At 39.9% G+C, this 24,366-nt stretch carries 26 protein-coding genes; 20 read left to right on the top strand and 6 right to left on the bottom strand.

What is annotated here, in order from left to right; translation table 11 throughout:
* The first annotated feature begins 8 nt into the window (after positions 1-8).
* From ACYVJ6_RS13160 to ACYVJ6_RS13135, 6 genes are read left to right on the top strand one after another with little or no spacing between them, the layout of a single operon-like run.
* Positions 9-1,388 carry an NADH-quinone oxidoreductase subunit N gene (locus tag ACYVJ6_RS13160; protein ID WP_460694531.1) on the top strand — a complete coding sequence of 460 codons (1,380 nt, stop codon included), beginning with the start codon at positions 9-11 and terminating at the stop codon, positions 1,386-1,388.
* A gap of 58 nt (positions 1,389-1,446) precedes the next feature.
* The gene (locus ACYVJ6_RS13155) at positions 1,447-2,088 is read left to right on the top strand and encodes a DedA family protein (protein ID WP_460694530.1); all 642 of its coding nucleotides are present in this window, start codon (positions 1,447-1,449) and stop codon (positions 2,086-2,088) included.
* Positions 2,089-2,105: 17 nt separating this feature from the next.
* Positions 2,106-2,654 carry an inorganic diphosphatase gene (locus ACYVJ6_RS13150; RefSeq protein WP_460694529.1) on the top strand — a complete coding sequence of 183 codons (549 nt, stop codon included), beginning with the start codon at positions 2,106-2,108 and terminating at the stop codon, positions 2,652-2,654.
* Positions 2,655-2,661: 7 nt separating this feature from the next.
* Complete coding sequence (locus tag ACYVJ6_RS13145) at positions 2,662-4,002, top strand: hemolysin family protein (protein WP_460694528.1); 1,341 nt, start codon at positions 2,662-2,664, stop codon at positions 4,000-4,002.
* An 11-nt stretch (positions 4,003-4,013) separates the two neighbouring features.
* Positions 4,014-4,721 (top strand): 16S rRNA (uracil(1498)-N(3))-methyltransferase, encoded by a 708-nt coding sequence (locus ACYVJ6_RS13140; protein ID WP_460694634.1) that lies wholly within the window; start codon positions 4,014-4,016, stop codon positions 4,719-4,721.
* A gap of 34 nt (positions 4,722-4,755) precedes the next feature.
* Positions 4,756-5,388: a DUF4159 domain-containing protein gene (locus ACYVJ6_RS13135; protein ID WP_460694633.1), complete on the top strand. Its 633-nt coding sequence runs from the start codon at positions 4,756-4,758 to the stop codon at positions 5,386-5,388.
* Positions 5,389-5,613: 225 nt separating this feature from the next.
* Here ACYVJ6_RS13135 and ACYVJ6_RS13130 read toward each other — a convergent pair whose 3' ends face one another.
* Positions 5,614-7,233: an SUMF1/EgtB/PvdO family nonheme iron enzyme gene (locus ACYVJ6_RS13130; protein WP_460694527.1), complete on the bottom strand. Its 1,620-nt coding sequence runs from the start codon at positions 7,231-7,233 to the stop codon at positions 5,614-5,616.
* A 213-nt stretch (positions 7,234-7,446) separates the two neighbouring features.
* Between ACYVJ6_RS13130 and porV the strand changes: the two genes are divergently transcribed.
* Complete coding sequence (porV, locus tag ACYVJ6_RS13125; protein ID WP_460694526.1) at positions 7,447-8,619, top strand: type IX secretion system outer membrane channel protein PorV; 1,173 nt, start codon at positions 7,447-7,449, stop codon at positions 8,617-8,619.
* The gene (gene ispF / locus ACYVJ6_RS13120) at positions 8,619-9,101 is read left to right on the top strand and encodes a 2-C-methyl-D-erythritol 2,4-cyclodiphosphate synthase (RefSeq protein ID WP_460694525.1); all 483 of its coding nucleotides are present in this window, start codon (positions 8,619-8,621) and stop codon (positions 9,099-9,101) included. Before porV ends, ispF begins: the two co-directional genes overlap by 1 nt.
* A gap of 7 nt (positions 9,102-9,108) precedes the next feature.
* Here ispF and ACYVJ6_RS13115 read toward each other — a convergent pair whose 3' ends face one another.
* Entirely contained in the window at positions 9,109-9,276 is a 168-nt protein-coding gene (locus ACYVJ6_RS13115) for a FeoB-associated Cys-rich membrane protein (protein WP_460694524.1), read from the bottom strand.
* A 158-nt stretch (positions 9,277-9,434) separates the two neighbouring features.
* Between ACYVJ6_RS13115 and typA the strand changes: the two genes are divergently transcribed.
* From typA to ACYVJ6_RS13055, 12 genes are all read left to right on the top strand, one after another.
* Positions 9,435-11,243, top strand: a complete 1,809-nt coding sequence (typA, locus tag ACYVJ6_RS13110; protein WP_460694523.1) for a translational GTPase TypA — start codon at positions 9,435-9,437, stop codon at positions 11,241-11,243.
* Positions 11,244-11,393: 150 nt separating this feature from the next.
* A complete protein-coding gene (locus ACYVJ6_RS13105; protein WP_460694522.1) occupies positions 11,394-11,636 on the top strand; it encodes an endonuclease domain-containing protein in 243 nt (80 codons plus the stop codon).
* Positions 11,602-11,766 carry a DUF559 domain-containing protein gene (locus ACYVJ6_RS13100; RefSeq protein ID WP_460694521.1) on the top strand — a complete coding sequence of 55 codons (165 nt, stop codon included), beginning with the start codon at positions 11,602-11,604 and terminating at the stop codon, positions 11,764-11,766. Before ACYVJ6_RS13105 ends, ACYVJ6_RS13100 begins: the two co-directional genes overlap by 35 nt.
* 126 nt (positions 11,767-11,892) lie before the next feature.
* Positions 11,893-12,579: a class I SAM-dependent methyltransferase gene (locus tag ACYVJ6_RS13095; protein WP_460694520.1), complete on the top strand. Its 687-nt coding sequence runs from the start codon at positions 11,893-11,895 to the stop codon at positions 12,577-12,579.
* Positions 12,580-12,585: 6 nt separating this feature from the next.
* Positions 12,586-13,710 (top strand): glycosyltransferase, encoded by a 1,125-nt coding sequence (locus ACYVJ6_RS13090; RefSeq protein WP_460694519.1) that lies wholly within the window; start codon positions 12,586-12,588, stop codon positions 13,708-13,710.
* 1 nt (position 13,711) lies between these two features.
* Complete coding sequence (locus ACYVJ6_RS13085; RefSeq protein WP_460694518.1) at positions 13,712-14,476, top strand: TylF/MycF/NovP-related O-methyltransferase; 765 nt, start codon at positions 13,712-13,714, stop codon at positions 14,474-14,476.
* Between the two features lie 6 nt (positions 14,477-14,482).
* Positions 14,483-15,991, top strand: a complete 1,509-nt coding sequence (locus ACYVJ6_RS13080; protein WP_460694517.1) for a lipopolysaccharide biosynthesis protein — start codon at positions 14,483-14,485, stop codon at positions 15,989-15,991.
* Positions 15,992-16,023: 32 nt separating this feature from the next.
* On the top strand, positions 16,024-16,830 hold the full coding sequence (locus ACYVJ6_RS13075) for a class I SAM-dependent methyltransferase (protein ID WP_460694516.1): 807 nt from the start codon (positions 16,024-16,026) through the stop codon (positions 16,828-16,830).
* Positions 16,830-17,744, top strand: a complete 915-nt coding sequence (locus ACYVJ6_RS13070; RefSeq protein WP_460694515.1) for a glycosyltransferase — start codon at positions 16,830-16,832, stop codon at positions 17,742-17,744. Before ACYVJ6_RS13075 ends, ACYVJ6_RS13070 begins: the two co-directional genes overlap by 1 nt.
* Before the next feature lie 48 nt (positions 17,745-17,792).
* Positions 17,793-19,055, top strand: a complete 1,263-nt coding sequence (locus tag ACYVJ6_RS13065) for a glycosyltransferase family 4 protein (RefSeq protein WP_460694514.1) — start codon at positions 17,793-17,795, stop codon at positions 19,053-19,055.
* The gene (locus ACYVJ6_RS13060) at positions 19,052-19,810 is read left to right on the top strand and encodes a glycosyltransferase family 2 protein (protein ID WP_460694513.1); all 759 of its coding nucleotides are present in this window, start codon (positions 19,052-19,054) and stop codon (positions 19,808-19,810) included. The genes ACYVJ6_RS13065 and ACYVJ6_RS13060 overlap by 4 nt, the downstream gene beginning before the upstream one ends.
* 185 nt (positions 19,811-19,995) lie before the next feature.
* The gene (locus ACYVJ6_RS13055) at positions 19,996-20,298 is read left to right on the top strand and encodes a GIY-YIG nuclease family protein (RefSeq protein ID WP_460694512.1); all 303 of its coding nucleotides are present in this window, start codon (positions 19,996-19,998) and stop codon (positions 20,296-20,298) included.
* Positions 20,299-20,428: 130 nt separating this feature from the next.
* On the opposite strand, the gene ACYVJ6_RS13050 is transcribed toward ACYVJ6_RS13055, so the two are convergent.
* The 4 genes from ACYVJ6_RS13050 to ACYVJ6_RS13035 all read right to left on the bottom strand — a co-directional run bounded on the left by ACYVJ6_RS13050 (position 20,429) and on the right by ACYVJ6_RS13035 (position 24,317).
* Positions 20,429-22,912, bottom strand: coding sequence for a YfhO family protein (locus tag ACYVJ6_RS13050; protein WP_460694511.1), 2,484 nt, complete (start codon positions 22,910-22,912; stop codon positions 20,429-20,431).
* 183 nt (positions 22,913-23,095) lie between these two features.
* Positions 23,096-23,383, bottom strand: a complete 288-nt coding sequence (locus ACYVJ6_RS13045) for a hypothetical protein (RefSeq protein WP_460694510.1) — start codon at positions 23,381-23,383, stop codon at positions 23,096-23,098.
* Positions 23,383-23,628, bottom strand: a complete 246-nt coding sequence (locus tag ACYVJ6_RS13040; RefSeq protein WP_460694509.1) for a DUF4834 domain-containing protein — start codon at positions 23,626-23,628, stop codon at positions 23,383-23,385. The genes ACYVJ6_RS13045 and ACYVJ6_RS13040 overlap by 1 nt, the downstream gene beginning before the upstream one ends.
* A gap of 386 nt (positions 23,629-24,014) precedes the next feature.
* The gene (locus ACYVJ6_RS13035) at positions 24,015-24,317 is read right to left on the bottom strand and encodes a GIY-YIG nuclease family protein (RefSeq protein ID WP_460694508.1); all 303 of its coding nucleotides are present in this window, start codon (positions 24,315-24,317) and stop codon (positions 24,015-24,017) included.
* Positions 24,318-24,366: the final 49 nt, after the last annotated feature.

The following is a 24,366-nucleotide window of genomic DNA, read 5'->3' as shown; positions in this document are numbered from 1 at the left end:
AATATATCATGAATACCATTATACTCATATCTGTATTACCCTTAGTGCTTTTGTACATGGGTTTATATAAGGCTAAAAACGCGTTGCTGCCGGTAACGGTAGTTGGCCTTGTTGCAGCATTAGTTTTAGCTGTAGTGCAGTGGAACGACGGTGCGCAGCCCATATATAGTGGTATGTTATTATTTGATAATTTCTCTATCGCGTTTTCGGTACTAACTATTCTGTCAACCATATTGATCTTATTATTATCTAAAGGATATTTTGAAAGAATAAGCAGCCACGTTGCCGAGTATTATGCTTTGATATTATTTGCCCTTGCGGGTATAATTGTAATGGTTTCGTATAATAACTTAACCATGTTGTTTATCGGTATCGAGATCATGTCAGTAAGTTCATACATCCTGGCGGGTATTAAAAAGAATGATTTTGCATCAAACGAAGCCGCTTTAAAGTACTTTTTAATGGGTGCTTTCTCAACCGGTTTCTTATTATTTGGTATTACCTTAATATATGGTTCATCAGGCTCATTTGGTTTAGAAGCCATACGCGATTATGTGATCACCAATTCACGCAGTATTGATCCTTTATTTTATACAGGTATCATGTTAATGGTTGTGGGACTTTGCTTTAAAGTAGGTGCTGCCCCATTCCATTTCTGGACTCCGGATGTTTACGAAGGTTCACCAACGCTTATTACTACCTTCATGTCAACTGTGGCAAAAACTGCAGGTTTTGCAGCATTTTTGCGTTTGTTTATGGCCAGCTTTGCACCACTATCTGAATTTTGGGTGCCGGTATTGGTGGTTATAGCTATAATTACCCTGGTAATTGGTAATGTTACTGCGTTATACCAGCAAAGCTTTAAACGTATGCTGGCATTTTCCAGTATATCACACGCCGGTTATTTATTATTTGCCATCATCGCCTTAGGTGTAGCATCAGCCAACGCGGTATTTATGTATACTGCCGCATATTCCATTGCCTCAATAATTGCCTTTGGCTCTTTAATATTGGTAAAACAGCAAACAGGCAGCGAAAATTTTGAAAGCTTTAACGGCCTGGCTGCTAAAAACCCTTTTCTGGCAGTTGTATTAACAGTAGCTATGTTGTCATTAGCCGGTATACCACTTACTGCCGGTTTTATAGGCAAGTTTTATATGTTTAATAGTGCGCTATCACAGTACCAGGTATGGCTGGTTATTATAGCTGTTGTAAACGCAATTATTAGCATATTCTACTATTTTAGAGTTATTATAGCCATGTATTTCCGCACTGCTGATCGTGCCGAGGTTGTAGTGCCTGCCTATTATACTTTTGTTTTAGGCTTTTCGGCCATAGCCACTATTGTTATAGGGGTTTGCCCATCACTTATAGCTAACCTTATTTAATATAAAGTATATAGCTGCTTAATTGATTTTATATTTTGTAGCTTTACGGATATAGTGAATGGAAAGTTTTTGGGAACACCTGCAAAATTTAACGGACGCTCAATCCATTTTAAGCAAAGGAGGGTTTTACCTTTTGCTTATTGTTGTTTTTGCTGAAACCGGCCTGTTTTTCGGATTTTTTTTGCCTGGCGATTATTTGTTGTTTTTGGCGGGTCTGTTATGCTCATCCGGTATGATAGATGTATCATTACCTACCTTGCTTTTTTCAGTAATGGCGGCAGGTATTTTGGGTAATTATACGGGTTATTGGTTTGGGTACCGAACGGGGCCGGTACTGTTTAGCCGAGACGATTCATTGTTCTTTAAAAAGCGGTATATTATATTAGCCGAAGAGTTTTACGCTAAGTATGGTGGGATGGCCTTAGTTTTAGGGAGATTTTTCCCAATAATCAGAACTTTTGCCCCTATCTTTGCAGGGGTTGTTAAGGTTGACTTTAAAAAATTTACTATATATAATTTTGTAGGTAGCATTACCTGGGTGTGTACATTTATTTTGGGAGGCTACTTTTTAGGTAGAAGATACCCCCAATTAAAAGATTACCTTGAATATATAGTGCTTGGATTAATAATAATTACAACAATTCCGCTACTTATTGCTTTTTTAAGGAAGCGAAATGCTAAGGCTGAAGAAAAAGAATAAAACACTAATAAATATAAATGAGTACACAACACCCATGGCACCAGGTTTCACCGGGTGATAATATTCCCGAAACAGTGAACGCGATAATTGAGATACCTAAAGGCTCAAAGGCGAAGTATGAAATTGATAAAGATTCGGGCTTGTTAAAATTAGACCGCGTATTATTTTCGTCGGTAATGTATCCCGCCAACTACGGCTTTATTCCAAAAACTTATTGTGATGATAAAGATCCTTTGGATATATTAGTGCTTTGTTCTATTGATGTTTTCCCGATGTCGATAATTGAAGCAAAAGTTATAGGCGTAATGCATATGGTTGACAATGGCGAACAGGACGATAAAATTATAGCGGTTGCTAAAAATGATATGTCTGTAAACTATATTAATGATCTTAACGAACTACCACCACATGCAATGACAGAGATTGTAAGATTTTTTAAAGATTATAAAAAGCTGGAAGATAAAAATGTTACTATTGAACATCTTTTAGGTAAGCGCTATGCGCATAAAGTGATAAACGAAGCTCTGGAACTGTATAAAACAGAGTTTCCATTAGTGTACCAATAAATAGTTAATGGACCCCGAGAGTTACGATATAAACGCATTATCTATAATTGCTACCATATTTTTGGTATTGCTAAACGGTTTTTTTGTGGCGGCAGAGTTTGCCATGGTAAGGGTAAGGGGCTCGCAAATTGAACTCAGGGCCAAAACAGGCAGCGCGGTGGCTAAGGTGGCCCGTGGTATTTTACATAATTTAGATGGCTATTTAGCGGCAACGCAGTTAGGGATAACTATTGCGTCACTGGCGCTGGGTGTTGTAGGTGAGAAAGTAGTTACCAATATAGTTGTACGTGCTTTTTTAGGAGCCGGAATAGAGCTTAGCGCCGGTTTTATTACAGCCAGTCATATCATTTCTTTTGCTGTTATTACTATACTGCATATAGTTTTTGGTGAGTTGGCTCCAAAGTCATTAGCCATACAAAAATCGGTACCCACCACTTTGGCGGTTTCGGTTCCGCTACGGTTCTTCTTTATCTTTTTTAAGCCGCTTATCTGGGTGTTAAACGGCTTTGCTAACTTTATTTTAGGCCTTTTTGGTATTAAAACATTAGAAGGCGGCGAGGCGCACCATAGCTCGGAAGAACTACAATATTTATTGGAGCAGGGTAAAGAAACCGGGGCATTGGATTCAAACGAACATGAGTTGATACAAAACGTGTTTGATTTCAACGAGCGTGTAGTAAAAAATATTATGGTGCCGCGCACTAAGATATCAGGTATAGAAGTAGATACCCCCAGAGAGGTGTTGTTAGAGATACTAATAACCGAAGGGTACTCACGCATGCCGGTATTTGATGATGTAATTGATAAAATTGTAGGTATTGTACACGCAAAAGATATTTTGCCTTTACTGGCGCGTGGCGAAGAGATAGTTTTAAAGGATATTATCCGCAAACCATACTTTATCCCCGAAACCAAAAAAATTAATGATCTGATGGCCGAGTTACAGCAAAAGCGTATACAAATAGCTATTGTGTCTGACGAGTTTGGCGGCACCGCGGGAATGGTTACACTGGAGGATATTGTAGAGGAACTGGTAGGAGAGATACAGGATGAGTATGATGAGGAAAAGCCAATTGTTGAGGTTGTAAACGAACGAGAGTTTATTGTAAATGCCTTAGCACCTATATATGATGTTAACGGCCATTTGCCACATGACCTGCCCGAAGATGGCGACTTTGATACCGTATCCGGGTGGTTGGGCCATATTTTTGGTAAAATACCCGATGTGGGCGAACAAAAGGAGTCCAACGGGTATAACATCACTGTACTAAAAAAATCCGACCAAAATATAGAATCAGTAAAGCTGGAATTATTGATAAACGATGAGGATACGGTAGATCTGCGTTAACCCGCTTCGTGATGCATCTTTTTTATACACCAAATATTGATCCCGCACACCCCCAATTCTTTTTAACGGAAGAAGAAAGTAAACACGCCATAAGAGTTTTACGGTTAGAGGCAGGGTCAATAGTGCAACTAATTGACGGACGAGGCGGATTATATACTGCCGAGATTAGCGACGCGCATCCCAAAAGAACTATCCTGCAAATAAAAAATATCACTACCGGATACGGTAAACGTAACCATTACCTGCATATAGCCATTGCGCCTACCAAGAATATTGAGCGTATCGAGTGGTTTTTAGAAAAAGCTACCGAGATAGGAATTGATGAAATATCATTGATCATTTGTCAGCGATCAGAACGCAAAGAGGCCAAAGCCGAACGTTTAAATAAAATTATTACGGCCGCTATTAAGCAGTCATTAAAAGCCTACCATCCTGTTTTAAACGAACCTAAAACTTTAAACGAGTTATTGTCCGCCCCATTTGACGGGCAAAAATTTATTGCCCATTGTGAGGATACCGATAAAGTTGATTTAAGTGCCGCGCTTGAAAAACAGGGCCGGTATTTAATATTAATAGGTCCCGAAGGCGATTTTACACGTAATGAAATTGATACAGCTTTGCAAAATGGATATAAAGCAATAACTTTAGGTGATAGCCGTTTACGAACAGAAACGGCCGCCCTTGAAGCCTGCTTTGAAGTGAATTTTTTAAACCGATAAAAAAATGAAGTTATCCATCTGCACAGTTTTAATAATGGGGCTGCTAACTTTTAGCAGTTTTAATATTAACCCCACCTATAAAATGGCCAAGCTTAAATATGCCGGTGGCGGCGACTGGTATGGAGACAGGACAGCATTGCCTAACCTGATCAAGTTTTGTAATGAGAATTTAAAAACCAATTTCCAGCCCGAGGATGAGATAGTAGAGGTTGGAAGCGCGGAATTATTTAACTATCCTTTTGTATTTATGACAGGGCACGGTAATGTTGTATTCTCTGACCAGGAAGTACGCAACCTGCGTAAATATTTAACAGGCGGCGGTTTTTTACATATTGACGATAACTATGGCCTGGATAAATTTATCCGCCCGCAAATGAAAAAGGTATTCCCAGAGTTGGAGTTTGTAGAATTACCAACTAATTTCCCGATATATAAGCAAAAGTTTAACTTCCCTACAGGCCTGCCTAAAATACATGAGCATGATGATAAACGCCCGCAGGGATTTGGCTTAATATATAAGGGCAAGTTGGTGTGTTTTTATAGCTATGAGTGCGATTTAGGTAACGGATGGGAAGATTTGGGCACTTATGCCGGCGATACGCCAGAAACGCGCTTAAAAGCTTTAAGAATGGGTGCTAACCTGGTTCAATACGCATTAACGCAATAATTGATAGTTAACGTGGGTTCGATATAAGAAATTAGTATAAAACTGATATGACCCGTTAGGGTCTACCTATTTGTAGCATATAGTTAAAATAATTTGTTATGCCCTGTAAGGGCTACCCCTCTCTCACGTTATTTAAGAATTAAGGAAATTGATTTTTAATAATTCCTAAATAAAAAATGCCCCGATAAAATTTTATCGGGGCATTTTTTATGATGTTTAGTGATCTTAATTTTTAGCCTTTTTAACACTAAAGTGAGGTTTGCCTGCCGGCGATATTTCAGGTGCGCCAACCAAGGTCATCGCGCAACGGAAACCAACTTCGGCACTGGCATCATCCTGGTTCATAAAGCGGCGGGTAGCCGGGTTTAACCAGTAAGCCATATCATTCCATGAACCTCCTTTATACACTTTTGATTTATCGCTCACCAAAGTAGTTACACCATATAATGAGGTATTAACGGTATCGCCAAATCCTCTCATGTCAGGAGTGTAAGGTTTGCCTGCCAGGGCACTTGTGTTTGCTGCAGCCTGGGCTGCTGCCGCTTGAGCGGCTTGTTGTTGCTCCTGCGAAGCAATCAACTCAGCATAGGTCATTTTTTTATTGGCTTTAGCCGGTTCCTTAATAGGGCGGCCATATTTATCTTTTGCGTATTGTCCTTTTGAAGCATCCGCCAATTTTTTATTAGTAAATTCATTACCACGGAACGGGTTAAAATCATCCGTCTCTTCTGATGAAGTCTGACGGTAAGTATCCTGCACCCATTCGTTAACGTTTCCGGCCATATTATACAAGCCAAAATCATTAGGTTGGTAAGCTCTTACGGGCGCAGTAATATCAGCCTTGTCATTTAAATAACCGCCTACACCCGCGTTATCACCCATGCCACGTTTAAAGTTGGCCATTATTAAGCCACGTGTTTTCTTTTTAGCCGAACGAACGCCTAAGCCGTTCCACGGGTAAACTTTACCATCATTAATATTTTCAAATTGGGTATTGCCGGCCAAAGCTAAAGCAGCATATTCCCACTCCGCTTCTGAAGGCAGGCGGTAAGCAGGTTTAAGTATACCATCTTCCATACGCGCGGGCCTAACCGGTTTGGTATTACCTGTTGTTCCGTTTGCGGCGGCAGTGGTATTAATATCCTTGATCATTTTTTTACCATCAATACCCGGGCCGCGTTGTTGGCCGTTTAAATACAAATCAGTATTAAATGGATCAGTTGAGGTAGCATTACCTGCAGGCGTAACTGTACCGGCAGGGGTTTTAGCCTTGTCTTTAGAGGTAGCTAAAATGCCTTTTTGCTGCAAAATGTATTCGTTAACCCTGTCTGTACGCCATGCGCAATACTCTTGTGCCTGGTCCCAGGTAACACCCACAACCGGGTAATCCTGAAAAGCTGGGTGGCGAAGATAATTATCTACATAAGGCTCGTTGTATGATAAGGGCCTGCGCCATACTAAGGTATCAGGTAAGGCATTATAGTATAATTCCCGGTCCTCGGGGAAAGTCATGCTTATCCAATGCAGGTAATCTATCCAATCCTGGTTTGAAACCTCTGTTTCATCCATATAAAATGATGGGATGGTTTTACGTGTACGCACATTATTGTACTCATAGGTAACATCCTGATCGGCACTGCCACCTAATACAAATGTACCACCCTCAATAGCCACAAGGCCCGGGCCCGGTGCAGGATGGGTTTGCCTGAATTTCACATAACCGCCGTTGTTTTTATCATTATACGGAATGCCGGTTTTTTGTGAAGTTTCACGTTTACTACAGCTGCTTAATAGCGTTGCAACACTTAATAGTGCTAAAGCAGTATTAGTAAAAAGTAATTTCATATTTTTACAATTAAAAATTATTAGGGGTAAATTTAATAAAATTTATCAAACACTAATGTTTATTGTTTGTATAGTGAGCAATTTGCTTAAAGTGTTAAACGAAAAAACATTGCTTGTAGTTACAAAAAACATATTTTTTAAAGTAAAACACCGTTATGGTAGTATTTGAGTTTTACTTTTACCCTATATTTATCCGGTCATAACAACAAAACTATGAAGTTTTTAGGTTTTAAAACCACACTGATATTTATCTTTTTGGCTGCTCCCGTATATGTGTTTGCCCAGGTAAATGCAAACGGTAGTTCTGTAAACGCTATAGGTACTGCCGTGCCTTTTTTAAATATAACACCCGACTCACGCTCTGGTGGTATGGGCGATGCCGGTGTAGCGATAAGCCCGGATGCTAATTCAAATTTCTGGAACCCGTCAAAATTGGCTTTTTTAGAAGATGATAACGCGGTTTCGGTATCATACAGCCCATGGCTACGCAATTTTGTTCCGGACATGAATTTATCTTACCTGAGCTTTGCACACCGCATTAATGAGCGTAATTCAATTGGGGCATCTATGCGATACTTTAACCTGGGGGCCATACAATTAATTGATGCTAACCAGGTTGACCAGGGTACTTATAAACCAAGCGAGTTTGCGTTGGATGTTTCGTTTGCGCGAAAATTTAGTAACGATTTTTCATTGGGTTTAACCATGCGATATATACGGTCCGACCTATCAAACCTGGCTTTTTCAACCGGCTCAAGCCAGCAGGCTAAAGCAGCCAATGGTTTAGCGGCCGACGTATCGGCATATTATAAAAATGATAGAGGTTACCAATTTGGCGTGCCGGTGGTGTTTACCATTGGTGCCAATATTTCAAACATAGGTACTAAGTTAAGTTATATTGATAATGGCCCTCAATACTTTTTGCCTACCAATTTTAAAATTGGTGCCGCCAACACCTGGAAATTGGACGAGTTGAATGAGATAACATTAGCATTAGATATTAATAAATTATTGGTACCAACCCCGCCAATACGCGATAATAACGGTGCTATAGTAGCCGGTAAAGACGATAACCGTTCAGTTCCCGGTGGTATTTTCGGGTCATTTACTGATGCGCCGGGTGGATTTAAGGAGGAGATGCAGGAAATTAGTTACTCACCTGGAGTAGAATATAACTACAATAAAACTTTGGCACTACGTGCAGGGTATTTTCATGAGAGCCCTAATAAAGGCAATCGCCAATATTTTACGATGGGGATAGGCTTAAGATATTTGTTCTACAACTTTGATTTTGCTTATTTGGCTGCCCAGCAAAAAAACAGCCCGCTGGCCAATACATTAAGATTTTCGTTAGCAATGAATTTTGGTAGTACCAAGGCGCAATAATGGGAAAAATACGGGTAGGTTTTGGGTTTGATGTTCACCAGTTAAAAGAACAGCATCCGTTTGTTTTAGGGGGAGTTGACCTTGCGCACCACTCGGGCGCGTTTGGACATTCTGATGCCGACGTATTGTTACATGCTATATGCGATGCCTTACTTGGTGCAGCTAATCTGCGCGATATAGGTTTTCATTTTTCAAATACCGACGACCGTTGGAAAGGTATTAGCAGCCTGGTTTTATTGCAGCACGTGGTGGAGTTATTAAAAGAAAAAGGTTGGGGAATTGGCAATATCGACGCTATGGTTTGCCTGGAAGCCCCTAAGATCAATCCGCATATTCCTGCCATGAAAATACATATAGCCAAAGCCGCCGGTATTGACGAAGACGACATCTCCATAAAAGCTACTACCAACGAAAAACTGGGCTTTATTGGCCGCGAAGAAGGTGTTGTAGCCTACGCGGTTTGTTTGATAGAAAAAATTTAAATATTCTTTACTGTTTACCTGATCTGTCAGCATCGATAGCCGAAAAATCAACACCGCATTTACAGTTACTTCCACAGCCTTTTTTTACAAACAGGCTTTTGTAAAGCATACGGCCCACATAAAATATGGCGGCTGCAAAAAGCAGGGCTACTATAACTGTTTGAATATTCATCATACAAATTTAAACGAATTGGCGGGGCTTACAGTATTATCACTATTAAATTTACTTTTATATGAGACAGTTACGGTTGTTAAGCCCATATTAAAAAGCTGCGAATGCTTTAAAATGCCATTATTTAACCTTACCTTTGCGCCAAATTTTAGAGGCATTTCATGCAAAAAATAAGAAACATTGCGATCATCGCACACGTTGACCACGGCAAGACTACGTTGGTTGATAAGATTTTACACAGTTGCTCTATATTCAGAGATAACGAGCAGACCGGTGAATTGATATTAGATAATAATGACCTGGAACGTGAGCGTGGTATTACCATTGTTTCAAAAAACGTTTCGGTAATGTATAAAGATGTTAAGATCAACATTATTGATACCCCTGGTCACGCCGATTTTGGTGGCGAGGTTGAGCGTGTATTAAAAATGGCTGATGGTGTACTTTTACTTTGCGATGCGTTTGAAGGTGCTATGCCTCAAACTCGTTTTGTAACTCAAAAGGCTTTGGCTTTAGGCTTAAAACCAATTGTAGTTGTAAATAAAGTTGATAAAGAAAACTGCCGCCCCGAAGAGGTTTATGAGCAAATATTTGAGTTGTTTTTCAACTTAGATGCTACCGAAGATCAATTGGATTTCCCGGTAATATATGGTTCATCAAAACAAGGTTGGATGAGCACCGATTACAAGCAGCCAACTACTGATATTTTCCCGTTGATGGATGCGATATTGGCAAACATACAACCGCCGCCAATTAGCGAAGGTACATTACAAATGCAGATCACTTCGTTAGATTATTCTTCTTTCGTGGGTCGTATTGCTATTGGCCGTGTGGCACGTGGTGTTATTAAAGAAAACATGCCGGTATCATTGGTAAAACGCGATGGTACTATCCAAAAAACAAGAATAAAAGAACTATACACTTTTGAAGGCTTAGGTAAAGTTAAAACTACCGAAGTTAGCGCGGGTGATATTTGTGCCGTAGTAGGTATTGATGGTTTTGATATTGGCGATACTATTGCTGATTTTGAAAAACCGGAGCAATTGGAAGTTATCCATATTGATGAGCCTACCATGAATATGTTGTTCACCATTAACACTTCACCATTTTTTGGTAAAGAGGGTAAATTTGTAACATCGCGCCACTTACGTGACCGTTTGTACAAAGAGATGGAGAAAAACCTGGCGTTGAAAGTTATTGAAACTGAATCGCCCGATTCATATTTAGTGTATGGTCGTGGTATCCTTCACTTATCCGTATTAATTGAAACCATGCGCCGCGAAGGTTATGAGTTACAAGTAGGCCAGCCGCAGGTTATTGTTAAAGAAATTGACGGTGTTAAATGCGAGCCGGTTGAGGTTTTAACGGTTGACGTACCCGGAGATGTTGCAGGTAAAGTAATTGAATTGGTAACGCAACGTAAAGGCGACCTGTTAATAATGGAGCCTAAAGGCGATTTACAACATTTAGAGTTTGAAATACCTGCACGTGGTATCATAGGTTTACGTAACAACGTATTAACTGCTACCGGTGGCGAGGCTATTATGGCACACCGCTTTAAAGCTTATGAGCCTTGGAAAGGTACTATCCCGGGCCGTTCAAACGGTGTATTGGTATCAATGGATACCGGTAAAACTACTGCTTTTGCTATTGATAAATTACAGGATCGTGGTCGTTTCCATGTTGATCCGGGAGTTGATATTTATGAAGGACAGGTTTTAGGCGAACACATACGCGATAACGACTTGGTTATTAACTTAACCAAAGGCAAGCAGTTAACCAACATGCGTGCATCAGGTAGCGATACCAACGTACGTATAGCGCCTGCTATCAAATTCTCGTTAGAAGAATCAATGGAGTATATACAGGCTGATGAATACATTGAGGTAACCCCACAAAGTATCCGTATGCGTAAAATATATTTGAACGAGAATGAGCGTAAAATTAACGCTAAAAAATTCCAGTCGTAATTAGCTGAAATTTTAAGATATAAAGCGTCCTGAACTATCAGGGCGCTTTTTTTATGCAACAATATTTAACTCACCCGATCCCGATAGCTATCGGGACTTCGCTTGTCACCCTCTCTATTCTAGAGAGGGGATTTTTTATTATCTTTCGACATGCCGACTATAACCGAACTATGCCGTAAACTTCGGCAACTTGAAACACCTGCCGAAAAAGCATTGTGGTATCATTTAAGAAACAGAAGCTTTGGAGGATATAAGTTTTACCGGCAATTTCCTATTTGTGCACAAATTACTTTAGGCAGAAACTATTATTACATACCTGATTTTTATTGCAGTGAAGCTAAATTAGTTATTGAAGCTGATGGTCCAATTCATAATTTTAAAAAAGGATTTTGATAGAAACCGTGACACAGTATTGAGTGCTTTGGGGCTTACTGTTTTAAGATTTAGTAATGATGAGATATTGAAAAATACGCAAATGGTATTAAAAGAAATAAAGCAAGAACTAATAAAACACCCATTATAAGTTCCCTCTCTAGCATAGAGAGGGTGGTCGAGCCTAGCGATGACCGGGTGAGTCACTCGCGGATCGTAAGCGATGTTTCTCCATCAACTATATCATATCACCAATAAAAAAAATTAAATTAGCCCCATGAATGGTAATGACCGGCTAAACCCCACCATATTTCACACCCGCTATGTGCACCTTACACAATTAAGGGATGCCACTATAAAACATATTAAACAGTTAACTGCTACTGATAAAAATTTATTGCTGGTTGATTTTGGCTGCGGCGATATGCCTTACCGATCGGTTATTGAACCCATGGTGGGTAAATACCTGGGCGTTGATCTGGAGATGAACCCCAAAGCCGAGCATCATATCGATTTTGACAGCAAAACCACCCTGCCCGATAATTATGCGGATATCATATTATCCAACCAGGTGTTGGAACACGTAGATACGCCATCGGGTTATTTAAAAGAGGCCCTGCGTATATTAAAACCGGGCGGTACCATTATATTAACTACACACGGCTATTGGTTTTATCATCCCACCCCAAATGATTACTGGCGTTGGACCAGCGCCGGCCTGCGTAAAACAGTAGAAGCCGAAGGATTTAAAATCACTAAATTTCATGGCATAATGGGTCTGGCGGCAAGCGGCATACAGTTATTTCAGGATGCTATTTGCAATAAATTGCCTATGTTTTTGAAGCCGCCTGTTGCCTTTGTAATGCAATTACTGATATTGTTGTTTGATAAATGGAACTCGCAGCCACAGCGCGACAGGGATGCTTCTTTATATATTGTGCTGGCACAAAAACCGATTGAATAGACGGTAATGGAACCCTTTAACCTTTGCATTATTAAACCTAATAAGGATGTTTTTTCGGAAACATTTATACAGGAACATATTGATAGGTTGCCCGGTAATAAAAAGGTGCTGTATGGTGGCAGTTTCCCGGTTTATGATCATGAAGGAAAGTATTTGATCAAGTCAAAACCAGGGTTGTTAAGCTACCTCATCCAAAAAAGAATATTTAAAAAACAGGATATAGGTGTACGCACCAACGCATTAGTTGATTATTTAAAATATCAGCAAATTGATGTGGTTTTTGCCGAGTACGGTACGGTTGGGGCTATGGTTACCCGGGCTTGCCGGTTGGCCAATGTGCCGTTGGTTATCCATTATCATGGTTTTGATGTACATCACCGGGCAACTGTAGCCAAATATTTGCCGTGGTACAAGCAGGCGTTTAGCTACGCCAGTGCTTTTATAGCAGTATCAAAAGATATGGCAACCGAATTAATAAGATTAGGCGCCCCCGCTGATAAAATACATGTAGCGTCATGCGGTGTGGATATTGATAAATTTCCCCTGATAGATATATCCCGATCAAATAGAAATTTTTTATCAGTAGGGAGATTTGTCGAGAAAAAGTCCCCCCAGTCTGTAGTGCGTGCGTTTAAATTGGTGAAAGAAAAATTTGCAGATGCCAGGTTGTGGATGGTAGGACAAGGGCCGTTATTTGCCGTTACCAAAAACTTAATTGCAGAGTTAGGACTGAATGATGCTATAACACTTACAGGTGTATTAAAATCAGATGAGATCAAAGCGTTAATGCAACAGTCGCGTGTATTTGTTCAGCACTCCGTTACCGCTAAAAATGGTGATATGGAAGGCACGCCGGTAACCATATTGGAAGCGGGTTCATCCGGCCTGGCCATAGTGAGTACACAACATGCAGGTATAAAGGAAGCTGTTGTAAATGGAGAGACGGGTTATTTAGTACCGGAACACGATATTACAGCTATGGCTAACTACATGATAAAATTGGCTGAAGATGCGCAACTGGCATCAGAAATAGGGATAAAAGAAGCGGCCCATATTCGTGCGAATTACGATATTAGGGACCGGATAAAAACAATAACTAATTTGCTGCAACAAGCAATAAATAAAAATTAAAATGTTAAGACAAACAATACGTAAGCTGGTAAACAATTTTGGATATGATATAGTAAAACCCGACGAGCGTTTAGTAGTTGATGGCTTGCCTGCTGATTTTGATAAGGATGTGGTAGATACTTACCGTAGGGTAAAACCATATACCATGACCACACCCGAACGTATTGCGTCCTTATGCAATGCGGTGAAGTACCTGGCGGCGAATAATATTGAAGGCGATTTTGTAGAGTGTGGCGTATGGCGCGGTGGCAGTACCATGGCAGCAATTGATACATTATTAAAAGCCGGGAAAACGGACCGCGAAATATATTTGTATGATACGTATGAAGGGATGTCTGAACCTACTGAACATGATAAAGTATTTACCGGTACCGCTGCAGACGAATTGATGAATACTACCGCTAAAGAAGACCCCACTTCGGTTTGGTGCTACTCGGCTATTGACGAAGTGCAAAAAAATGTGGGTAGTTTAAACTATCCTGCAGCTAAGGTGCATTACGTAAAAGGCAAGGTAGAGGATACCATACCGCAAACCATCCCCCAAAAAATAGCTTTGTTAAGATTAGATACCGACTGGTATGAATCTACCGCGCATGAGTTAAAGCACCTGTACCCTTTGCTGGTACCGGGTGGCGTTATTATTATTGATGATTATGGCCATTGGGAAGGCGCGCGAAAAGCGGTTGACGAGTACATTGCCGACAATAAGTTAAAGTTATTACTCAACCGTATTGATTATACGGGGCGCATTGGTATTAAATATTAAGCATACATGGATCTGATAAAAAGGCAAGGGTTTTACAATAGCATTGTGCTATATGCAGGTACTGCGCTTGGTTTTTTTAACCTCATCATCCTTTTTCAGCGCAATTTAACTATTGAAGAAATTGGTTTTTTTTCTTTGATGAACGCTGTTGCGCTATTGTACGCGCAAATAGCATCTATAGGTATTAATAACATTATCTTAAAATACTTTCCCCATTACCGCACTGACGATAAAAAGCATGGCGGCTTTGTATCGTTCATTATTATTTGGTGCACTATTAATTTTCTAATATTTACAATACTCTTTTTTGTATTTAAAGATCAAATTATTACCTATTATAAAGAAGATCCGGGTTCGGCTTTATTGGTCAGATATTTTTATTACATGGCACCTTTAGCCGGGTTAACCATGGTGTTTACGGTTATGGAAAGTATGGCCATTACCATATTTAAAAACATTTTGTCTTCTTTTTTGCGCGAGGTGTTATTGCGTGTATTTACTACCATTAGTGTTTTGCTGATAGCTGCATCACTTATAAACTATCATGATTTTTTAAATATATATGTGTTTGCCAACATCGTAATGGTGCTGGTTTTATTTTATAGTATATATAAAAGCAAGCAGTTTAAAATTGCCCCTGTTTCGCCACAAGTTAAAAACCAAAGAAAAGAAATTGTTAAGTATGGCTTTTTTACGCTTTTAAGCGCTACCTCATTTGTTTTGCTACAAAGCCTGGATACTATCATGTTAAGCACCATGACCAAAGAGTTGGGTGTAATAGGTATTTACAGCACTTTTTTTGCCATAGCTATAGTTATTAGTTTACCGGCAAGGGCGCTTGGCCGTACATCTGTACAGATCATATCACAAGCCTGGGTAGATAATGACCTGCCTAAAATTGATAAGATATATCGTAAAACATCAGTAGTGCAAATGCTGATAGGCTGCCTGTTATTTATAGGCCTGATAGTGAACAAGCAGTTTATTATAGTGTTGCTGCATAAACCGGAGTATGGTGGTTACTTTAATGTATTTATCATAGTTGGTATTGCATTCCTTACCGATATAACCGGGGGGTTAAATGGCCATATTATTAACCTGTCAAAATATTACAGGTATACTACTTATTTTATTGTTGGTACGGTTGGTGTATGTGCATTGGCCAACTGGATATTGATACCCATAATGGGTATGATGGGTGCCGCCATAGCGTATTTAATTGCCATGTTTACTATCAATTTTTTATCATGGTTATATGTTAAGGTTAAATTTGGGTTGCAGCCTTTTAACAAGGCGCATGTGTTAATATTATTGATAAGTATAGTTGCCCTGGCAGCCGGGTTGTTTATGCCGGTAATTAAGTTGGGTATTTTTACTGATATTGCAAATATTTGGGTAGATATGATTATCCGCTCTATATTGGTACTGATCATTTATGGCATATTAGCCTATCTTTTAAAAGTATCAGACGATGTAAATTATACCATCAATAAAATTATATTTAAGGATAAGTAATACTACTTTTAACTTTCGCGTTTTAATTTTTTATGGAAGATAAATACAAGTCGGGTGAGGTTTTATATGGGGATGATTTTGACATCGACCAGATACAAAAATGGTACGATGAGGAAACCGAAGCCTATGCCGACCTGGGCAGTAAGGATGCGGGAGAGTACGTTTACGGTTACGATGCCTTAAATACCCTGCATGGTTTTAGCTATTTAAAAAGCAAAAGGTTTGAAAATACTTTAGGAGTAGGCGCGGCATGGGGCCATGAATTTTACCCGATATTGCCCCAACTTAAAAACATATACATTATTGAACCTTCTGATAATTTACGGTCGGATAAAATAGGCGACATTATACCACACTACGTAAAACCAACTGTATCAGGTAAACTGGAGTTTGAGGATAATTTTTTCGACCTCATTACTTGTTTTGGTACATTGCATCATACACCAAACGTAAGTTATATCATTAGCGAGCTGCATAGGGTAACCAAGCCCGGTGGCTACATTTTACTGCGCGAGCCTATCATCTCCATGGGCGACTGGGAAAAGCCGCGCAAGGGGCTTACAAGGCACGAGCGGGGCATACCGTTGCAAATTTTTAGAAAGATATTTAGCGATCTGAAATTAGAAGTAATAAACGAGGCCCCCTGCTTTTGTATGACACCGTTTTTACAACGCATATGGAACAAAATATCTAAACGTGCCATTTTTAAAAATAAAGCGTATGTGCAATTTGACAAATGGTTATCAAAACTATTTATAGGCAATTTACACTATCACGCCACCAAAAAATTGGAACGTATTGCACCGCAGAGTGTATTTTATGTGTTAAAGAAAAATTAATGCAAAAATTGGCCCCCATAGCCCTATTTGTATATAACCGGCCCGACCATACCCGCCGTACTATAACCTCTTTGCAAAGAAATGTACTGGCTGATGAGTCACGGTTATTTATTTTCTCAGACGCTGCAAAAACCGAGGCGGATATAGCAAAAGTAAACGAGGTGCGCAAGCTGGTTAAGGAAACTACAGGTTTTAAATCGGTTAAAGTAATTGAGCGGACCGAGAATATGGGGCTGGCCAAATCTATCATCAGCGGGGTTACGCAGCTGGTGAATGAATACGGCAATACTATTGTTTTTGAGGATGACCTGCTATCATCACCCTATACCCTGCAATATTTTAACGAGGCGCTTTCCCGCTACGCGGATGAAGAAAAGGTAATGCATATTAGTGCCTATATGTACAACCTTAAAGCTAACAACCTGCCCGAAACATTCTTCTTTCGGGCCATAAGCAGTTGGGGATGGGCCACCTGGGCCAGGGCCTGGAACCATTTTGAACCTGATATTGAAAAATTAACGGCCCAGTTTGATGCAGAAAAAAAACGCCGCTTTACCATTGACCACACCATGAATTTTTGGCGCCAGGTGCGCGAGTTTAAAGCGGGCAAAAATAATTCATGGGCCATACGCTGGTATTTGTCTGTGTTTTTAAATAATGGGTTAAGTTTAAATCCATCGCAATCATTAATAAATAATATAGGGCACGATGGTACGGGTATACACTCCAATATTGAGGATATGTACACCGTTAGGATAGCTCAAAAACCTATAACCAATTTCCCGGGTATGATTGAAGAGCACCCTGCCGGCTATGAAGCAATTAAGTATTTCTTTAAGCACCGCAAAGGTAGCCTATGGCAGCGCGGCATACGCTATCTGGTGAAAATACGCGCTAAGTATGGCAGACAGTAGTGCTTCTGTCCGTCACCTTTCTACATTTTATTATTTATACTTGTGGTAATGAAAATTACGCTCATCAATACTGCTGATGCCGGCGGGGGAGCCCCCGCAGCCTGCCTGCGCCTGTTAAAAGCGCTGGTATCGCAAAAGGCCGATGCGCAGTTATTGGTTCAGTATAAAAAAACAGGTGATAATAACGTTAAAGGTTTAGTAACCGATTTGATCACCCGTTTAAAAGCCAAAGCTAACTTTTTACTGGAGCGTATCCCGTTCATAGCCTTTCAGGAGAGGGATAAGTCGGTAAGGTTTGCTTTTTCAACTGCTAATGCGGGTACCAGTATTGTAAATGAGCCCTGGGTAAAGCAGGCAGATATTTTGCACCTGCACTGGACAAACTCCGGCTTTCTATCCATAAGTGATTTGGCCGAATTGATAAAAACCGGCAAACCCATAGTTTGGACCCTGCATGATATGTGGACCTTCACCGGGGGCTGCCACTACTCCGACACTTGCGATCATTTTATGCGGGAATGCGGTAACTGCCCGTTTTTAAGGCACCCGGATGAAAACGATATATCGCATACCGGCTGGCTGCGTAAAGCGGCCCTATATGCTAACTCACCTAATATAACTTTTGTAACCTGCAGTAATTGGCTGGCAGGGGTGGCTAAGCAAAGTTCGCTCATCAAAAATTTTCGCATCGAATCTATCCCTAACCCCATTGATATTGATATTTTCTCGCCAAAGGATATATCCGCTGCGCGGAAAAAAAGAAACATTGACCCAGCTGCCAAAGTAATATTGTTTGGCGCAGCCAATATCAACGACAGGCGCAAAGGCATAACCTATCTGGTAGAGGCGTTAAATATATTAAAAGCTGAATACCCCGATACCAATAATATTGAGGTAGTAGTATTTGGCAAAAACAAACACTTCGATGTAACCCAGTTACCGTTTAAAGTGCATGAGTTAAGCATCATTACCTCGGCAGAGGAACTGGCAGAGATATATAGTATGGCCGACCTGTTTGTAACGCCATCGCTGGAAGATAATTTACCTAATACCATTATGGAGTCGCTGGCTTGTGGTACGCCGGTGGTAGCATTTGATACAGGTGGAATACCTGAGATGGTTGACCATTTGCAAAACGGTTATCTGGCCGGGTTTAAATCAGCAGCAGATATGGCAAAAGGGTTGTATGAAGTATTGCATAATCTTGATGCAAAAGCATTAGCAACCAGTGCCCGTCAAAAAGTGCTGGATAATTACACCAATGAGAAGGTAGCTAAACAGTACATGGACCTTTACCAATCGATCAAATGAAACAGGTCGCCCCCGTACTTTCTGTAATCACCGTGGTTTACAATAATGTAAGCCATATTGAACGTACTTTGTTGTCGGTGCTCAACCAAACTTACCCGCACATTGAATATATAGTTATAGATGGTGCTTCTACTGACGGCACTGTACAGGTAATAGAAAAGTATAAAGATCGCATCGCCAAACTCATCAGCGAGCCGGATAAAGGCATATACGATGCCATGAACAAGGGGCTGGCTTTGGCAACCGGCGATTACGTTTTATTCATGAACTCGGGTGATGAGATTTATGCACCTAAAACCGTAACTCAAGTTTTCGCATCCGCGGATAATGCCGATATTTATTATGGCGAAACAGAAATGATCAATGATAAAGGCGAAAGCCTGGGTCAGCGCAGGCATAAAGCACCGGCCAATTTTACCTGGCGCAGCTTTAAATACGGTATGAGCGTGAGCCACCAGGCTATCTATATTAAACGTGCCTTAGTTGAGCCTTACGATGCTCAATACCAATTAAGCTCGGATATCGACTGGATAATACGGGCAGCTAAAAAGGCAAAGACCATTGTTAATGTAAATCAATATGTTGCTAAGTACTTGGTAGGAGGGATGTCAAAAGCCAAACACCGCCAAAGCTTGCAGGAACGTTTTGATATTATGAAACGGTATTATGGTTTGCTGCCTACCGTTTTTAACCATTTTATCATCGCTTTTAATTTGGGATGGTATTGGTTAAGGTATAGGAAGACGAATGATTAGTAACTAAAAACCCACCACTACAGCGTCATTGCGAGGAACGAGCAATCTCTGCACATGCAAATCTATGCAACGGAATTTATTGATTATTGATATTATATATCAACCCATCCCCACGCGTCATTGCGAGGAACGAAGCAATCTCTACATAAGCTAATCACCACAACGAAAATTTATTATTTTGCATAATGGTTTTTAAAAGAGGCGGCTGTGTTTACATTCTTACCAATAAGCTGCACAAAGTTTTATATGTTGGTGTCACCTCTGAAATTCTAAGCAGAATATACAACCATAAAAACAAGATCTATCCCGATAGTTTTACAGCCAGGTACAATTGTGATAAGTTAGTTTATTATGCATTCTATCCTCATATTGAAGAAGCAATTGCTGTTGAAAAGGCGATAAAAGGTGGTAACAGAAAATCGAAAATAGCTTTGGTTAATTCTATAAATCCGGATTGGAAGGATCTGTATGATGATCTATTAGAATAAGCTTTCGGTTTTGAATGTCCTATGTAGAGATTGCTTCGTTCCTCGCAATGACGCGCGGATAGAGTAAGTGTGGTGCAAACAAAAAAGGCGATGTAAACTACATCGCCTTTATACTATCTTATAAAGCTACTTACGCTTTCTTACCCGCAGGTTTCTTTTTAGTTTCGGTATAACCCGCAAAGCCTAAAGCTAACACCAACAATACTGATCCGGCTAATGAAATACCCTCGCCGGTGTAGTAGGATGCCGGGTGGAAAATAAATTCGATTTTATGATTACCCAAAGGTATTTGTGCGGCGCGCAATAAATAGTCGGCACGGAAATAAGGTTGTTCCTTGCCGTCTATCAGCATGGTCCAGCCTTTATCATAATATATTTCAGAGAATACGGCTATCTGGTTAGTAACCGAGCCCGATTCATATACCAAATGGTCGGGGTTATAGCTTACCAGTTTTATGCTGGCAGCAGCATCAACCACTAAACTTTTTTGGTCAATTAACTTGCTGTAACGCTTATCAATAACAGCCACATTAGCAGGGTCAAAACTGCTTATGGCCTGCATTTCCTGGTCGGCGTTATCAGCCATTCTTACGCTTTTTACAAACCAGGCATTACCGCAACGTGTACTGTTAACCTGCATGTTGCTGGCATTTGTTTTAGGATCAGTAGTAATAATGTATTTAACATTTAGCATATCCAACACATCCTGGTTAACACTTTTGCTAAACTGTACATCAATCAATTCCTGGAAACGTTTTAACCTTGCTGCCGAGTATCCGCTGAATGATTTATGAAAAAACGGATTAAACATGTCCTGAAGTAAGGGCGCACCGGCATCAAATACCCTGAAGTTGGGATCGGTATCCCTGGCAATAAAGGTATCTACCTCGCGTGGTTGGGGTTTGTTTGATGCTTGTTTTTCTTGAAAGCTGTCATTGTTTAAATAGCGTTGGTCTATCCAGCACATATCTACCAATATCACCGCAAAAAACGCTAATGATAAAGTTTTAACGCTAATTTTTTGCTTGATGAATGCCCATACTAAACCAAAGGCTATCAAAACAAATACTAAAGAGCGGAAAGCATCCCAACGTGCAAAATCAATACGGTCTTTAACGATGGCCTTGGCAACCTCATTAGCAAAATTGCCGTCGCCATTTAATCCTTGTGTAAGCGCAGCTATTCCGTCAGAATGATTATGTGTTTTAAAACTCAAAAACAAATCAGGCAAAGCCAACAGTAGTAAACACAAGCCACCGGTAATGTAAAGGGATAGCTTTAACTTTTTTATCAGGTACGCCTTATCCTTGTTGTCAATAGTTTCTTTAATAGCTAAAAACGCCAGTATAGGGAAACAGATACTGGTTACTGCCAGGATGGATTCAACAGCCCTGAATTTATTGTATAACGGGAAGTAGTTAAAAAACAGGTCAGACACATACGGGAAGTTTCCGCCGAATGATAGCAACATGGTTAACACCACTGTACCTAATACCCACCATTTTAAACGGTTCTTTACGACTAATAAACCAAAAACAAACAAAAAGCATATAGCCGCGCCAAAATACCATGGGCCTTCGGTAAAAGGTTTTGGGCCCCAATAAATGCCTAAGCCGGGAATGCCACCGCTTCCAATTTGGTTGGCGTATTTTGCCGCTTCACTTTCAGGGATTCCTTTTGCTGTAAACACTTTAGCAGTTTCAGATTTTTCGTCTAATTCAGTTCGGCCACCGCCATAAACGTTAGGTACCAAAAAGGTAAGGCATTCGGCTACACCCTGGCTATACTCGTAAGCGTAATCTTTAGATAAACCATTGCCCGCATCCTTAGCAGTAGAGGTTAAATTTGATTGGCCGCGTATGGTTTCTTTACCATATTCATACGTGCTCCAAAGCATTGAAGCATTTACGGCAATAGCTAACACCAATGCAGCACCAAGGTAGGCGAAAGGCTTTAAAAAGCTGGAAGTAGATTTGTTTTTTATAGCATGGTACAACTCAATACCTGCCAAAATTAATATGGCAAACATTAAGTAATAGGTCATTTGTATGTGGTTGGCCCTTATTTCAATAGCCAAAAACAGCGCGGTAAGTGCGCCGCCCAGTAAATACTGTCCACGCAGGGTCATAATTATACTGGCCAATATAGGTGCAAAAAATGCTATGGCAAATGCCTGGTTGGCATGCCCCGCGGCCAGGTAAATTATATTATAGGATGAAAAGGTAAAAGCTATAGCACCTGCGGCAGATAACCATGGGTTCAATTTTAAAACATTAAATAAAAAGTAGGTGCCTACCAATAATATTAAAATCACATCAACGGGATTAGGCAAAGCTGTTTTAAACGCCCGTACTACATAGGTAGTAATGTTATTAGGATAGGGTGCCCATATCTGGAAAACAGGCATGCCACCAAATATCTGGTTGGTCCATAAAATGGTAGTGTCCTTTTCTTTATATTTGTTTATTTCTGTTTGGGTGGATTGCGCCCCTGTTACATCCATTTGGCCCAAAACCTTACCCTGAAAGGCAGGACCGAAATAAAGAATACAGATAGCGAAAAAAATCCCTATAATGGCGAAGTGAATGCCATTTTGCTTGAACCAGTTATTCATTTAAGTTTTTTGATTGGTAATTTATAATCTTACAATCTTCAAAAATATAAAATTGTAGCACAATTTTATGTGATTGGTTGATTAAGTTGATGAAGTGAGTGGTTGGGGGTAAGGTGAATGGTTTATTAGGAGAGTAGTTGCGGGCATTACCTACTCACACAATCAACTCAATCCAACAAAAAATTAACAAATGGTTGTCCAATAAAATAGCACAGCGGCTATAATAACCAGGCTGGCCACATAGGCGATTATTATAGGTTTGATGTATTCCTCGCGGTTGCGGCGGATGCTGAAAAAATTATATACGGCTAAAAAGCCTGCTATAACCCAAAAAAACCAATGAATATGATTGCATGATACTAATAAAGAGGCACCTACAAATAGTACAATATAGTTGGTGATAATAAGCGTTATATAAGTAGGCGTATTATTATGGTTGCGTCTGCGTTTATATAACTCTTCAGGGATCATTATTTTTTAATTTCTTCGTAATCAACAAATTCACCTTCGGTATCGGGTATATTGCTTTTTTTCCCTTCGGGGATATAATCAACTTTAATGCGGCCGGTTGGTTGCTGGGCACGGTTGGCATTTTGCTGATTTTGTTGCGCTTTATTTACTACGCTTTGGAATAAAAAAGGCATCAACAGGCGCATAATGGTGCGCACTACATATAAAATTAAAATGGATATGATTAAAAAACGTAAAAGTACCATCTGATTAAATTAAGCTTACAAATATAATATTATAACGTGTAAAATGTTTGCTTATGATTTTGCACGGTATTTTGACTTGGGAGTGGTGGGGATTGTTACAGGGGATAGTTTCACCCGATTGTCATTTCATATTACCATCCCTGTCATATTACCACCCTGTCATCTCGAACATAGTGAGAGACCTATACACATGCTAATCGGTTACCTGTGTATAGTTTTCTCGTTATCACTCGAAATGACAAGGTAGATGGTTATAGTTCCACATAAAGATGATCTTATTAATAATTGTCATCTCGAACATAGCGAGAGATCTATACACATGCTAATCATCCGATATGCATGTGTATAGTTTTCTCGTTATCACTCGAAATGACAAGGTGGGTGAGTTATTGATTTACTTCCTCATTCAAAAACGTCCATCCCGGATTTAAAGATTCAATCAAAGCGGCCTTCTTTTGCCTGCTCCATTTTTTGATCTCTTTTTCTCTTTGAATTGCATGCTCAATATGAGTAAAGTGTTCATAATAAATTAAGTTGTGGCAATAATATTTTCCCGCGAAAGTGCTTTTGTTGCCTTTGTTTTCCGTGTGTTCATATAACCTTCTCCTTAAATCATTAGTAACCCCAACATATAAAACTGTTTTGATAGGATTAGTAGTGATGTAAACGTAAAAGTTATAGTTCCACATGAGCATTATAATATGGATACAAATTAATAAAAAATGTCATCTCGAACAT

This window comes from Mucilaginibacter puniceus, from assembly GCF_054783175.1.
Note: the sequence above shows the minus strand (reverse complement) of the source record. Positions and strands in the feature narration are given on the sequence as shown.